A 13,108-nucleotide genomic window follows, 5' to 3' on the forward strand; every position below is an offset into this window, starting at 1 on the left:
TGGAGCATAACCGCTGACTCGCGGCTCTGGTATTCTCGTCGCCATGAAAAAAACTCTCCCTCTAAGCCTGATCGCAGCCCTCGGTGAAAACCGCGTGATCGGCGTCGACAACAGCATGCCCTGGCATTTGCCGGGGGATTTCAAATATTTCAAGGCCACCACGCTCGGCAAGCCGATCATCATGGGGCGCAAGACCTGGGACTCCCTGGGCCGACCGTTGCCGGGGCGTTTGAACCTGGTGGTTAGCCGTCAGACCGATCTTGTGCTTGAAGGTGCGGAAGTTTTTCCGTCACTGGCAGCAGCCGTGGAACGCGCTGAGGCGTGGGCACTGGAGCAGGGTGTGGATGAGCTGATGCTGATCGGCGGTGCGCAGTTGTATGCGCAGGGGCTGGAGCAGGCGGATCGCCTGTATTTGACGCGGGTGGCGTTGAGCCCTGAGGGGGATGCGTGGTTTCCGGCGTTTGATTTGAACCAGTGGAATCTGGTGTCGAATGTTGAAAACCCGGCTGAGGGCGATAAGCCGGCGTACAACTTTGAGGTTTGGGAAAAGGCCTAAGAGCATCGCAGGCAAGCCAGCTCCCACAGGTTGATCCGGTTTCTTCAGAAAAACTCGGTCAACTGTGGGAGCTGGCTTGCCCGCGATAGCGATCTGTCAGGCTTGCGCTAATTCGGCATGCTCATCGGCATCCAGCAACGCTTTATCCGTCTGCCCCATAACCTGGCTGGTAATCGCCCCAGCCGTCATCGAACCGTTCACGTTCAGCGCCGTGCGGCCCATATCAATCAGCGGCTCCACGGAAATCAGCAGCGCCACCAGTGACACCGGCAAGCCCATGGCCGGCAGCACGATCAGCGCAGCAAACGTTGCACCACCGCCCACGCCCGCCACACCGGCCGAACTCAAGGTCACAATCGCCACCAGCGTCGCGATCCACAGCGGGTCCAGCGGGTTGATGCCGACGGTCGGCGCCACCATCACCGCCAACATCGCAGGGTAAAGCCCGGCGCAACCGTTCTGGCCGATGGTCGCGCCGAACGAAGCGGCGAACCCGGCGATGGATTGCGGAATGCCCAGACGGCGCGTCTGCGCTTCGATGCTCAGCGGAATCGCCGCCGCGCTGGAGCGGCTGGTGAACGCAAAGGTCAGCACCGGCCACACCTTTCGGAAGAACCGCAGCGGGTTGATCCCGGCCAGCGACAGCAGCAGGCCGTGCACCACAAACATCAGGCCCAGCGCCAGGTACGACACCACCACAAAACTACCGAGCTTGATGATGTCTTGCAGGTTGGAGCCGGCGACCACTTTCGTCATCAGCGCCAAAACGCCATACGGCGTCAGCTTCATCACCAGGCGCACCAGCCGCATCACCCAGGCTTGCAAGGTGTCGATGGCGTTGAGCACTTTCTGGCCTTTTTCCACGTCATCCTTGAGCAGTTGCAGCGCGGCAACCCCCAGGAAGGCGGCGAAAATCACCACGCTGATGATCGAGGTCGGCTTGGCCCGAGCCAGGTCGGCAAACGGGTTGGCCGGCACAAACGACAACAGCAGTTGCGGGATATTCAGGTCGGCGACCTTGCCTGCGTAATCACTCTGGATCACTTGCAGGCGCGCCATTTCCTGAGTGCCGGCCACCAAACCTTCGGCGGTGAGGCCGAACAGGTTGGTCAGGCCGATGCCGATCAGCGCCGCAATCGCGGTGGTAAACAGCAACGTGCCAATGGTCAGGAAGCTGATCTTGCCCAGTGACGAGGCGTTATGCAGACGCGCCACGGCACTGAGGATCGAGGCGAATACCAGCGGTATCACGATCATTTGCAGCAACTGCACATAGCCGTTGCCGACCAGGTCGAACCAGCCAATCGAGGCTTTGAGCACCGGGTTGCCGTCGCCGTAAATCGTGTGCAGCACCGTGCCGAATATCACGCCCAGGGCGAGCGCGAACAGGACCTTCTTGGCCAGGCTCCAGTTTGTGCGGCGGGTTTGTGCCAGGCCCAGCAACAGGGCCACGAACACCAGTACGTTGAGAATCAGGGGCAGATTCATTGAAGCTCCGTTGAGAGTGCTGCCAATCGCGTGAGCCTGCGATTGCGAACCGAAAATGCTAACAGCTTGAAATATATTGATTTAATACCGATATGGAATGGTGACTGTCGTTTTTGGAATAAGCGTTTGACGCTCAGGTGTATGGCTGTGGCGGGATCAGAACGCGCACCGTCGTGCTCGACTTGGGAATTGTCACAAGAGTTTGTTAGCGTCGATGTCTTTCACTCAGGGAGAAAACGCTTATGAAGTTCGCGCCCACGTTGCTTGCCGCCGCTTTTTGCCTCGGCCTTGCCAGCCAAGCCTTTGCCGCCACCGAGTTGAAGCACTGGCCGGCGCCTGCCGCCGAGCAACTGAACAAGATGATCGCCGCCAACGCCAACAAGGGTAATTTCGCGGTGTTCGACATGGACAACACCAGCTACCGCTACGACCTCGAAGAGTCCTTGCTGCCGTACATGGAAAACAAGGGCCTGATCACCCGCGACAGCATGGACCCTTCCCTGAAGCTGATGCCGTTCAAAGACACTGCCGACCACAAGGAAAGCCTGTTCAGCTATTACTACCGCCTCTGTGAAGTCGACGACATGGTCTGCTACCCGTGGGTTGCGCAGATTTTTTCCGGCTTCACCCTCAAGGAACTCAAGGTCCAGGTGGATGAGTTGATGGCGTCCGGCAAACCGGTCCCCGTCACCTACTTTGAAGGCGACGTGGTGAAGAAGTCCGAGGTGCAGCCGCCAAAAGTCTTCACCGGCCAGGCCGAGTTGTACAACAAGCTGATGGAAAACGGCATCGAGGTGTACGTGATGACCGCCGCGTCGGAGGAACTGGTGCGCATGGTCGCGGCTGATCCGAAGTACGGCTACAACGTTAAACCCCAGAACGTCATCGGCGTGAGCACGTTGCTCAAGGACCGCAAGACCGGGGAGCTGACCACCGCGCGTAAGCAGATTACCGCCGGCAAGTACGACGAGAAGGCCAACCTCGGTCTGGAGCTGACCCCGTACCTATGGACCCCCGCGACCTGGATGGCCGGCAAGCACGCGGCGATCCTCACCTACATCGACGAATGGAAAAAACCGGTGATCGTGGGCGGCGATACGCCGACCAGCGATGGCTACATGCTGTTCCACGATGTGGACGTGGCCAAGGGTGGCATTCACTTGTGGGTCAACCGCAAGGACAAGTACATGACCCAGTTGAACGGCATGATGGCCAAGCATGCGGCTGCGCAGGCTAAAGAAGGTTTACCGGTGACGGCGGACAAGAACTGGGTGATCGTCAAGCCTGAGGACATCCAGTAAAGAGTTTTAAGTCGAAGTACGGTCAGTGTGGGAGCTGGCTTGCCCGCGATGGCGGTGTATCAGTTTTTATAGATGCAAGCTGACACACCGCTATCGCAGGCAAGCCAGCTCCCACAGTTGATCTGCATTGTTTGATGGAGGTTTATCAGGCAAAAAATGCCCCGCACTTGGCGGGGCATTTTTATGGGCGAGGCTTACAGGCCGTCGAGCATCGCCTTGTTACGCACCGCACCCTTGTCGGCACTGGTGGCCAGCAGGGCATAGGCTTTCAACGCGGTCGTCACTTTGCGCGGACGCTTTTCAACCGGTTTCCAGCCTTTCTTGTCTTGCTCAACCCGGCGTGCCGCCAGTTCTTCGTCGCTGATCAACAGGTTGATCGAGCGGTTCGGAATGTCGATCAGCACCTTGTCGCCATCCTGCACCAGGCCAATCGCGCCGCCGGCAGCGGCTTCCGGCGAAGCGTGGCCGATGGACAGGCCCGAGGTGCCGCCGGAGAAGCGGCCATCGGTGAGCAAGGCGCAGGCTTTGCCCAGGCCTTTGGACTTCAGGTAGGACGTCGGGTAGAGCATCTCCTGCATACCCGGGCCGCCTTTGGGGCCTTCGTAGCGGATAATCACGATGTCGCCTTCTTTGACTTCGTCGGCGAGGATGCCGCGCACCGAGCTGTCCTGGCTTTCGTAGATTCTGGCGCGACCTTCGAAGACGTGGATGGATTCATCCACACCGGCGGTTTTCACCACGCAGCCATCCAGCGCGATGTTGCCGTACAGCACGGCCAGGCCGCCTTCTTGCGAGTAGGCGTGCTCGACACTGCGGATGCAGCCGTTTTCACGGTCGTCATCCAGTGTTTCATAGCGGGTCGACTGGCTGAACGCGGTTTGCGTCGGGATGCCCGCCGGGCCGGCCTTGAAGAAGGTGTGCACGGCTTCGTCGTCAGTCTGGGTGATGTCCCACTTGGCGATGCCTTCGGCGAGGGTCTTGCTGTGCACGGTCGGCAGGTCGGTGTGCAACAGGCCGCCACGGGCCAGGGAACCCAGGATCGAGAGGATCCCGCCGGCGCGGTGCACGTCTTCCATGTGGTACTTCTGGATGTTCGGCGCGACTTTGCACAGTTGCGGCACGTGACGGGACAGGCGGTCGATGTCGCGAAGGTCGAAGTCGATCTCGGCTTCTTGCGCGGCGGCCAGCAAGTGCAGGATGGTGTTGGTGGAGCCGCCCATGGCGATGTCCAGCGTCATGGCGTTTTCGAACGCCTTGAAGTTGGCGATGTTGCGCGGCAACACCGACTCATCGTTGTCGTGGTAGTAGCGCTTGCACAGCTCGACGATGGTGCGGCCAGCCTGCAGGAACAGCTGCTCGCGGTCGCTGTGGGTGGCCAGCGTGGAACCGTTGCCAGGCAAGGCCAGGCCCAGGGCTTCGACCAGGCAGTTCATCGAGTTGGCGGTGAACATGCCGGAGCACGAACCGCAGGTCGGGCAGGCGCTGCGCTCGTATTCCGCGACCTTCTCGTCAGAGGCGCTGGAATCGGCGGCGATGACCATGGCGTCGACCAGGTCCAGGCCGTGTGAGGCCAGCTTGGTCTTGCCGGCTTCCATCGGGCCGCCGGACACGAAGATCACCGGGACGTTCAGGCGCAGGGCGGCCATCAGCATGCCGGGGGTGATCTTGTCGCAGTTGGAGATGCACACGATAGCGTCGGCGCAGTGGGCGTTGACCATGTATTCCACGGAGTCGGCGATGATCTCGCGGCTCGGCAGGGAATACAGCATGCCGTCATGGCCCATGGCGATGCCGTCATCCACGGCAATGGTGTTGAATTCCTTGGCTACACCGCCGGCGCGTTCGATCTCGCGGGCGACCAGTTGGCCCAGGTCCTTGAGGTGGACGTGGCCGGGTACGAACTGGGTAAACGAGTTGGCAATCGCGATGATCGGCTTCTTGAAGTCGTCATCTTTCATCCCCGTGGCACGCCACAGTGCGCGCGCGCCGGCCATGTTGCGGCCATGGGTGGATGTTTTCGAGCGGTAATCAGGCATTGGAGCACTCCGGGCGGCTAATCGGTATCAAAGGGAGTGAGCTTCTATTGACGTCTGGAACACCCGAAAAATGGCCGTGTGTCCAAAAGTTGCCACTCGCGTCGCGGGATCGCCGCGTGCTTGGGCCTTGAGCTCATAAACCCGCCGGGGGATGACTGGCGATGAATAGCGTCGATTCTACACCGCTGGCGGCGGGAGGGAATGGCCGCCAGTGTGAAGTTAGCGGTTACGGGACGTGTGGCGGGGCATCAACGGCTGACCCGCGAATTTGTCAGCCAACCCCATAAGCTGAAAGCGATGAAGCTGATGGCAATAGTCATCAACATATGGCTGCCAGCCTGCGCCAGCGCGGCGCTGCTGACGGCTGCGGTGAGAAACATGATGCTGTTGCCAGCCGATGCCGCCGTGCCCGCGCTGTTTGAGAACAGCAACATGGCCGCAGAAATCGCGGCAGGTCTAACCAGCGTGACGGCCAGGGCGCTGATCAGCATCGGGACCAGCAGGGTCACGGTGGTGATGGCCTCGAAGCTGATGATCAGCGTCAACAGCACGCCGGCAACGAGAAGCAAGCCGAGGCCGAGGTTGATCTGGCGGGACAGCGAGATGTGTTTTTGCAAGTACGAGGCTGCCACGCCGCCGAGCAGGTACGCCGCGCCGTACACCATCAGCACCAAGGCGTACTGGTATTCGGAGAGCTTAAAGGCATCCATGAAAATCATCGGTGTCACGCTGATCAGCGCGAAGTAACAGGCAAACACCAGCGCGGCGATCCACCAGTAGCGCAGAAAGTCTCGATTGCGTGCGACGGCCTTGAGCGTGCCGAAGATCGACACCGGCGCCCGATACGGGCTGGCGGATTTGGACGGCAGAATGCAGAACGCATGGATCAGCATCCCCAGTGCCATCAGCGCAAAGCCGTAGAAGCTGCCTTGCCAGTCGAAGGTAGTTTGCAGCCAGGAGCCAATCAGCGGTGACAGCGCCACAAACGAACCGCTCAGGGTCATGTAATAGAGGCGCACGCGGGCGCGGTCTCGTTCTTCGAATAGATCCTCTACCAGCGCGTGGCCGAGCACAAAGAAGCCACAGCCCATGGCCTGCACGCCGCGAAACAGCAGGAAGGTCAGGTAGCCCGAAGCCAGTGCGCAACCGATAGCTCCGAGGATCGACAGTGTGATGCAGCCGATCAGGACTTCTTTGCGACCCCACTTATCCGACAGCGGGCCGGCGATTAGCTGAGAGACCGAGAAGACCAGCGTGAACAGGCTGATGGACAGCGCAATATCGGCAGTTGGGGTGTCGAACCGTGCAGCCAGGGCGGGGAATGAGGGCAGCAGGATATTGATCGGGAAGAAGCTGATCAGGGAGATGCAGGTGATGAGGATGAAGCGGGAGAGGTACGGCCCAGACATTGTTTTTGTTTTCCGGAGTAATTCCAGAAACCGATACTAGTCTGCAAAAAATGGAATTCAATCAAAATGTGGGAGCTGGCTTGCCTGCGATAGCGGTGTATCAGCCAATGCATCTATTGACTGATCCTCCGCCATCGCAGGCAAGCCAGCTCCCACACTTGATTTATGGTGGGTCAAAGCGCTGTGCTGGCCTTAGCTATTAGGCAACAACCGGCACGTGATGCTTTTGATGTAGCGCGTCTCGGCAATCGCCGGGTGCACCGGGTGATCCGGTCCCTGGCCGCCGCGTTCGAGCATCTGGATATTGCGATCCAGGTGACGTGCGCTGGTCAGCAGGATGTTTTGCAGGTCGTCTTCCGGCAGGTGCATGGAGCACGAAGCGCTGAAGAGGATGCCGTCTTTGCTGAGCAGGCGCATGGCTTGCTCGTTCAGGCGGCGGTAGGCGCCTTCGCCGTTTTTCATGTCTTTTTTGCGTTTGATGAAGGCCGGTGGGTCGGCGACGATCACGTCGAAACGCTCTTCGCTGGCTTTCAGTTCCTTCAGGGCTTCGAACACGTCGCCTTCGATGCAGGTCATCTTCTCGGCAACACCGTTCAGTGCCGCGTTGCGCTCCACACCGTCAAGGGCGAAGGCCGAAGCGTCGACGCAGAACACTTCACTGGCGCCGAAGGCTGCAGCCTGTACGCCCCAGCCGCCGATGTAGCTGTACAGGTCGAGCACGCGTTTGCCTTTGGCATACGGGGCCAGGCGCGCGCGGTTCATGCGGTGGTCGTAGAACCAGCCGGTTTTCTGGCCCTGAATCACCGGGGCTTCGAATTTCACGCCGTTTTCTTCCAGCGCAACCCACTCCGGCACCAGGCCGAACACGGTTTCGACGTAGCGGTTGAGGCCTTCGGCGTCGCGCGCGGCGGAGTCGTTCTTGAACAGAATGCCGCTCGGCTTGAGCACTTGGGTCAGCGCGGCGATCACGTCTTCCTTGTGCGCTTCCATGGTCGCCGAGGCGATCTGTACCACCAGGATGTCGCCGAAACGGTCGACTACCAGGCCTGGCAACAGGTCGGAGTCGCCGTAGACCAGGCGGTAGAACGGCTTGTCGAACAGGCGGTCACGCAGGGACAGGGCGACGTTGATGCGGTGCACCAGCAGCGATTTGTCCAAAGGCAGCTTGATGTCGCGCGACAGCAGGCGCGCACAGATCAGGTTGTTCGGGCTCATGGCCACGATGCCCAGGGTCTTGCCGCCGGCCGCTTCCAGGATGGCCTGGTCGCCTGCCTGGAAGCCGTGAAGTGGGGTGGCGGCCACGTCGATTTCGTTGCTGTAGACCCACAGGTGGCCGTTGCGCAAACGACGATCGGCGTTGGCTTTGAGACGCAGGCTTGGCAGGGACATGACGTCGCTCCGGAAAAAAGAGCGGGAGTATACCGTGTTGTGCAGGAAACCGTGGCGCCGCCGGACATGTGGGCTGTGATGCCCCTGTGGGAGCCTGGCTTGCCCGCGATGCAGGCGACTCGGTATGTGAAGGAACCGAGGTGATGCTATCGCAGGCAAGCCAGCTCCCATACAAGCCCGCTCCCACATTTGATCGCGTGTCGGATCAGGTTTTTGAGGTGTCGGTCAGGTTCCCATAGAGGTTAGAATCCGCGCCTAGCCCAGAGTGTGTACTTATGTCCCAAGAGCTTTCTCCCGAGCAGATCCAGCAGGTCCTGCAGGGCATCAGCGTGCCGCCCCAACCGCAAATCATGGTGGATTTGCAGATGGAGCAATACATGCCCGACCCGGACCTGGAAGTGATCGCGCGGCTGATCTCCCAGGACCCGGGCCTGTCCGGTGCCTTGCTGAAAATCGTCAACTCGTCGTATTTCGGCCTGAGCAACAAGATTGCCTCGATCCAGCGCGCGGTGAACCTGCTGGGCAGCCGTTCGATCATCAACCTGATCAACGCGCTGTCGATCAGGGGCGAGATGAGCGACGACACTATCGTCACCCTCAACCGTTTCTGGGACACCGCCCAGGATGTGGCCATGACCTGCCTGACCGTCGCCAAGCGCACCGGCTCCCAAGCTGTCGACGAAGCCTATGCGCTGGGCCTGTTCCACGATTGCGGCGTGCCGCTGATGCTCAAGCGCTTCCCCAATTACATGGCCGTGCTGGAAGAGGCGTACGCCAACGCTGGCCCGGATTGCCGTGTGGTCGATACCGAGAACAACGCGTTTCACACCAACCATGCCGTGGTCGGCTATTACACCGCCAAGTCCTGGCGCTTGCCGGAGCACGTGACCGACGCTATCGCCAATCACCACAACGCCCTGGCGGTGTTCAGCGATGAGTCCACGCGCAATCCACAGCTTAAAAACCTGCTGGCGATCCTGAAAATGGCCGAGCATATTTGCTCGTCGTATCGCGTGCTGGGCAACCAGGCGGTGGACCATGAGTGGAACGCCATCGGCCATCTGGTGCTGGATTACGTGGGCCTGTCGGACTACGACTTCGAAAGCATGAAGTTGTCGATCCGCGAACTGGGCGCGAACTGACCCTTTCTGCAAGAGGTATGCATGCCCGAGTTACCAGAAGTCGAAACCACCCGGCGGGGCATTGCACCGCACCTTGAAGGCCAGCGCGTCAGCCGCGTGGTGGTGCGTGAGCGGCGCTTGCGCTGGCCGATCCCCGAAGACCTCGATGTGCGCCTGTCCGGGCAGCGCATCGTGCAAGTGGAGCGGCGAGCCAAGTACCTGCTGATCAACGCCGAAGTGGGCACCTTGATCAGCCATTTGGGCATGTCCGGCAATTTGCGTTTGGTGGAAGCCGGTTTGCCGGCGCTCAAGCATGAGCATGTGGACATTGAGTTGGAGTCGGGCCTGGCCCTGCGTTACACCGACCCGCGGCGTTTTGGCGCGATGCTCTGGAGCCAGGACCCGCACAACCACGAACTGCTGATTCGCCTGGGGCCGGAGCCGTTGACCGACCTGTTTGATGGCGAGCGCCTGTTCAAGCTGTCCCGCGGGCGTTCGATGGCGGTGAAGCCGTTCATCATGGACAACGCGGTGGTGGTGGGCGTGGGCAATATTTATGCGACGGAAGCGTTGTTTGCGGCGGGGATTGATCCGCGTCGGCCCGCCGGCGGCATTTCCCGTGGGCGTTATTTGAAGCTGGCGATCGAGATCAAGCGCGTGCTGGCGGCGGCCATCGAGCGTGGCGGTACGACATTGCGGGATTTTATCGGCGGCGACGGGCAGCCAGGGTATTTCCAGCAGGAATTGTATGTGTATGGCCGGGGCGGTGAGGCGTGCAAGGTCTGCGGGACAGAATTGCGCAATGTGGTGTTGGGGCAGCGCGCGAGTGTGTTTTGCCCAAGGTGCCAGAGCTGATGACGGTGTGATGGTTGATATCGCCATCGCAGGCAAGCCAGCTCCCACCTTTGAATGTATTCACATTTCTAAATGTGGGAGCTGGCTTGCCTGCGATGAGGCCCTGAAGGCAATAAAAAGCCTCAAGCCTTACCGGTAATCTTCCGGTACTTCTCCATCAACTGCTCTTCCGATTCCGGATGCGCTTCATCCAGCGGAATGCAATCCACCGGGCACACTTGTTGGCACTGCGGCTCGTCGTAGTGGCCGACACACTGGGTGCACAGGTTGGGGTCGATCACGTAGATCTCCTCACCCTGGGAGATCGCGGCGTTCGGGCACTCGGGTTCGCAGACGTCGCAATTGATGCAATCGTCGGTGATGATCAGGGACATGGAAACTCCTGCCAGGGCTGTCAGCCAAGGCATCTGAAAACTAATGCGCGCAATTGTGCCGTATTGGCGCCCGCAGTGCGAGCAGGTCTGACCTGTGGCCAGCAAGCTTGGTGTGGTGGGCGGGCTTGTTGTGGCGAGCGGGCTTGCCCCGCATTGGGCTGCGAAGCGGCCCCAGTAAAGACACCGCATAGTTTCAGCCTGAACCGTGCCGCCTGGTTTCAGGGCCGCTGCGCGCCCCAACGCGGGGCAAGCCCGCTCGCCACAACAAGCCTCTACTTCTTGAAGCGCAGCGTCAGCGCATCAGCCACAGCTGGGTGCACGAACTTGGTGATATCCCCGCCCAAAGCGGCGATTTCACGGACCAACGTCGAGGAAATGAACGAATAACGTTCCGACGGCGTGAGGAACAGGCTTTCCACCTCCGGCGCCAGTTGGCGGTTCATGTTGGCCAGCTGGAATTCGTATTCGAAATCCGACACGGCGCGCAGGCCGCGCAGGAACACGTTGGCATTCTGCTCTTTGGCAAAATGCGCCAGCAGGGTCGAGAAGCCCATCACTTCCACATTGGGCAAGTGTTTGGTGACTTCCTGCGCCAACTCCACGCGCTGTTCCAGGGGAAACAGCGGGTTTTTCTTGGGGCTGGCCGCGACCGCGATGATCACATGGTCGAACAAGCGCGAGGCGCGTTCGACCAGATCGCCATGGCCTTTGGTAATCGGGTCGAAAGTACCTGGGTACAACACTCGGTTCATCGCGTCGTCCTGGCGGAGTCCGTTGGGGAACCGGATGGTATCGCAGCCGTCCCGGTCGGCCAAGTCAACTTATGCATAAGAAAGCCGAATAGACACCGCGAATAGCGTGTTTTTTCACGCTGTTTTCAGACGTTCGGCCAATGCGCTCGCCAGTTGCGCAGTCAAACCGTAGACCGACAATTGCGGGTTAGCCCCAATGCTGGTGGGGAATAGCGAGCCATCGTGGATCGACAGGTTGCGCAGTTGGTGATGTCGCCCGAGGCTGTCGGCGACTGCATGTTTCGGGTCTTCGCCCATGGCACAACCGCCCATCACATGGGCGCTGCCCAGCGTGGTGCGATGCAGTTCCAGGCTCAGCCCGTCAATCATGCTTTTGGCTTCGGCCAGCGTGGTCACGTAGCGCGCATCGTGGTGCAGTGGCTTGACCGACTTGGCGCCTGCCGCGAACTGAATCTCGGCCATGGTATGAAAGGCCCGGCGCAGGCCGTCCCAGGCATAAGCCGATACCTGATAATCCAGCACCGGCGTGCCGTCCCCGCGCAACTCCACGGTGCCGCCGGGGCTGTCGGGGTGAAACCCGTCGCGCAGCAATGCGAGCATGGCGTGGGTGTGAGGCAGTTGGCGCATGTCCAGCGCGTTTTGCGTGCCGTAGCCGCCGAACAACGTACTTGCCAAGCCCGGGTGCAGGGGCGGCGCCTCCAGCTTGTAAGACATTTTGCCGGTGGTGCCATCCAGCCATTGGAAGTGGTCGGAATAAATCGACTGAGGCGCGCCATAGAACGGGTTGATCACCTCGTCGAACAGCCCTGCGGAGAAATTCACCAGGTGCAGAAAGGTACGCTTGCCGAGCCGTGAATGCGGGTCGGGCGCGTCCGAGCGCATCAGCAGTGCCGGGCTGTTGATGCCGCCACCCGACAGTACGTAATGCTTGGCCTTGACCGTAATGTTGCGCCCCGTGGGTGCCACGCAACGCTCGTCCATCGCCACGCAGTGGAGGCTGCTGATGGTGTCGCCGCTGTAGTTGAGGCGTTCGGCGCGGGCCAGGTAGAGCAGTTCGCCGCCGTTTTCCAGGGCCGATGGAATAGTGGTCACCAGCATCGACTGCTTGGCATTGACCGGGCAGCCCATGCCGCAATACCCCAGGTTGAAACAGCCGCGTACATTGCGCGGGATCACGTGCCAGCTGTAGCCGAGTTTTTCGCAGCCTTTGCGGATCACATCATTGTTGGCGTTGGGTGGGATGGCCCAGGGCGCGATGCCCAGGCGCTGTTCCATTTTCTCGAACCAAGGCGCCATCTCCAGGCTGCTGTGGCCCTTCACCGCGTATTCGCTGGCCCAGTGGGCGAGGGTAGCGTCGGGCGTGCGGAAACTGGACGTCCAGTTGATCAGCGTGGTGCCGCCCACCGCCCGGCCCTGCAGGATAGTGATCGCGCCGTCCTTGCTCATGCGGCCGATGCCTTCCTGGTACAGGCTGGCGTAGGCCTCGTCTTCAAGCAGCTTGAAATCGCTGCTGGTCTTGAGCGGGCCTTCTTCGATCAGCAACACCTTGTAGCCAGCGGCGCTGAGGATTTCCGCTGTGGTACCGCCACCAGCGCCGCTGCCGATGATCGCCACGTCGGCTTCCAGGGTCAGGTCGCCGCCGAGGGCGGCGCCGTTGTGGGTTTTCCAGCCACGGGCCAGGCCGTCGCGGAACAGATCGGGTACGGGCATGGGGTTGCTCTCTTATTTTTATACGAAGTTGCAGTCACTGTGGGAGCTGGCTTGCCTGCGATAGCGGTCTGCCTGCCGACACATTCTTTGCTGATATACCGCGATCGCAGGCAAGCC

11 protein-coding genes are annotated in these 13,108 nt (G+C 60.5%); 4 read left to right on the forward strand and 7 right to left on the reverse strand.

The genetic code is table 11. The features are described from left to right. Positions 1-43: 43 nt before the first annotated feature. Positions 44-556, forward strand: a complete 513-nt coding sequence (locus tag ACP7A2_RS04875; RefSeq protein WP_426133325.1) for a dihydrofolate reductase — start codon at positions 44-46, stop codon at positions 554-556. A 96-nt stretch (positions 557-652) separates the two neighbouring features. On the opposite strand, the gene ACP7A2_RS04880 is transcribed toward ACP7A2_RS04875, so the two are convergent. Continuing rightward, positions 653-2,044, reverse strand: coding sequence for an L-cystine transporter (locus tag ACP7A2_RS04880; protein ID WP_375070670.1), 1,392 nt, complete (start codon positions 2,042-2,044; stop codon positions 653-655). 242 nt (positions 2,045-2,286) lie between these two features. Here ACP7A2_RS04880 and ACP7A2_RS04885 point away from each other — a divergent pair, with 242 nt between their 5' ends. Then, the gene (locus ACP7A2_RS04885) at positions 2,287-3,345 is read left to right on the forward strand and encodes a haloacid dehalogenase-like hydrolase (RefSeq protein ID WP_426133326.1); all 1,059 of its coding nucleotides are present in this window, start codon (positions 2,287-2,289) and stop codon (positions 3,343-3,345) included. Positions 3,346-3,539: 194 nt separating this feature from the next. On the opposite strand, the gene ilvD is transcribed toward ACP7A2_RS04885, so the two are convergent. The 3 genes from ilvD to ACP7A2_RS04900 all read right to left on the reverse strand — a co-directional run bounded on the left by ilvD (position 3,540) and on the right by ACP7A2_RS04900 (position 8,179). Then, complete coding sequence (gene ilvD / locus ACP7A2_RS04890) at positions 3,540-5,381, reverse strand: dihydroxy-acid dehydratase (protein ID WP_426133327.1); 1,842 nt, start codon at positions 5,379-5,381, stop codon at positions 3,540-3,542. 248 nt (positions 5,382-5,629) lie between these two features. After that, entirely contained in the window at positions 5,630-6,790 is a 1,161-nt protein-coding gene (locus tag ACP7A2_RS04895; protein WP_426133328.1) for an MFS transporter, read from the reverse strand. A 192-nt stretch (positions 6,791-6,982) separates the two neighbouring features. Further along, a complete protein-coding gene (locus ACP7A2_RS04900; RefSeq protein ID WP_375066455.1) occupies positions 6,983-8,179 on the reverse strand; it encodes a class I SAM-dependent rRNA methyltransferase in 1,197 nt (398 codons plus the stop codon). Positions 8,180-8,508: 329 nt separating this feature from the next. Between ACP7A2_RS04900 and ACP7A2_RS04905 the strand changes: the two genes are divergently transcribed. Next, positions 8,509-9,321, forward strand: coding sequence for an HDOD domain-containing protein (locus ACP7A2_RS04905; protein WP_426133435.1), 813 nt, complete (start codon positions 8,509-8,511; stop codon positions 9,319-9,321). Between the two features lie 21 nt (positions 9,322-9,342). Continuing rightward, on the forward strand, positions 9,343-10,155 hold the full coding sequence (gene mutM, locus ACP7A2_RS04910; protein ID WP_426133329.1) for a bifunctional DNA-formamidopyrimidine glycosylase/DNA-(apurinic or apyrimidinic site) lyase: 813 nt from the start codon (positions 9,343-9,345) through the stop codon (positions 10,153-10,155). A gap of 122 nt (positions 10,156-10,277) precedes the next feature. Here the strand turns inward: mutM and ACP7A2_RS04915 are convergent, their stop codons facing one another. From ACP7A2_RS04915 to ACP7A2_RS04925, 3 genes are all read right to left on the reverse strand, one after another. Next, positions 10,278-10,529, reverse strand: a complete 252-nt coding sequence (locus ACP7A2_RS04915) for a YfhL family 4Fe-4S dicluster ferredoxin (protein ID WP_008364838.1) — start codon at positions 10,527-10,529, stop codon at positions 10,278-10,280. A gap of 272 nt (positions 10,530-10,801) precedes the next feature. Beyond that, entirely contained in the window at positions 10,802-11,281 is a 480-nt protein-coding gene (gene coaD, locus ACP7A2_RS04920) for a pantetheine-phosphate adenylyltransferase (protein WP_426133330.1), read from the reverse strand. Between the two features lie 114 nt (positions 11,282-11,395). Next, entirely contained in the window at positions 11,396-12,991 is a 1,596-nt protein-coding gene (locus ACP7A2_RS04925) for a GMC family oxidoreductase N-terminal domain-containing protein (protein ID WP_426133331.1), read from the reverse strand. Positions 12,992-13,108: the final 117 nt, after the last annotated feature.

This window comes from Pseudomonas sp. PWP3-1b2 (assembly GCF_049896045.1).
GTDB classification, from domain to species: domain Bacteria; phylum Pseudomonadota; class Gammaproteobacteria; order Pseudomonadales; family Pseudomonadaceae; genus Aquipseudomonas; species Aquipseudomonas antarctica_B.

What these genes read in the sequence shown, in the direction of transcription:
- ACP7A2_RS04875 (WP_426133325.1), top strand. Translation starts at nt 44, where the DNA reads ATGAAAAAAACTCTCCCTCTAAGCCTGATCGCAGCCCTCGGTGAAAAC.
- ACP7A2_RS04880 (WP_375070670.1), bottom strand. Translation starts at nt 2,044, where the DNA reads ATGAATCTGCCCCTGATTCTCAACGTACTGGTGTTCGTGGCCCTGTTG.
- ACP7A2_RS04885 (WP_426133326.1), top strand. Translation starts at nt 2,287, where the DNA reads ATGAAGTTCGCGCCCACGTTGCTTGCCGCCGCTTTTTGCCTCGGCCTT.
- ilvD (WP_426133327.1), bottom strand. Translation starts at nt 5,381, where the DNA reads ATGCCTGATTACCGCTCGAAAACATCCACCCATGGCCGCAACATGGCC.
- ACP7A2_RS04895 (WP_426133328.1), bottom strand. Translation starts at nt 6,790, where the DNA reads ATGTCTGGGCCGTACCTCTCCCGCTTCATCCTCATCACCTGCATCTCC.
- ACP7A2_RS04900 (WP_375066455.1), bottom strand. Translation starts at nt 8,179, where the DNA reads ATGTCCCTGCCAAGCCTGCGTCTCAAAGCCAACGCCGATCGTCGTTTG.
- mutM (WP_426133329.1), top strand. Translation starts at nt 9,343, where the DNA reads ATGCCCGAGTTACCAGAAGTCGAAACCACCCGGCGGGGCATTGCACCG.
- ACP7A2_RS04915 (WP_008364838.1), bottom strand. Translation starts at nt 10,529, where the DNA reads ATGTCCCTGATCATCACCGACGATTGCATCAATTGCGACGTCTGCGAA.
- coaD (WP_426133330.1), bottom strand. Translation starts at nt 11,281, where the DNA reads ATGAACCGAGTGTTGTACCCAGGTACTTTCGACCCGATTACCAAAGGC.
- ACP7A2_RS04925 (WP_426133331.1), bottom strand. Translation starts at nt 12,991, where the DNA reads ATGCCCGTACCCGATCTGTTCCGCGACGGCCTGGCCCGTGGCTGGAAA.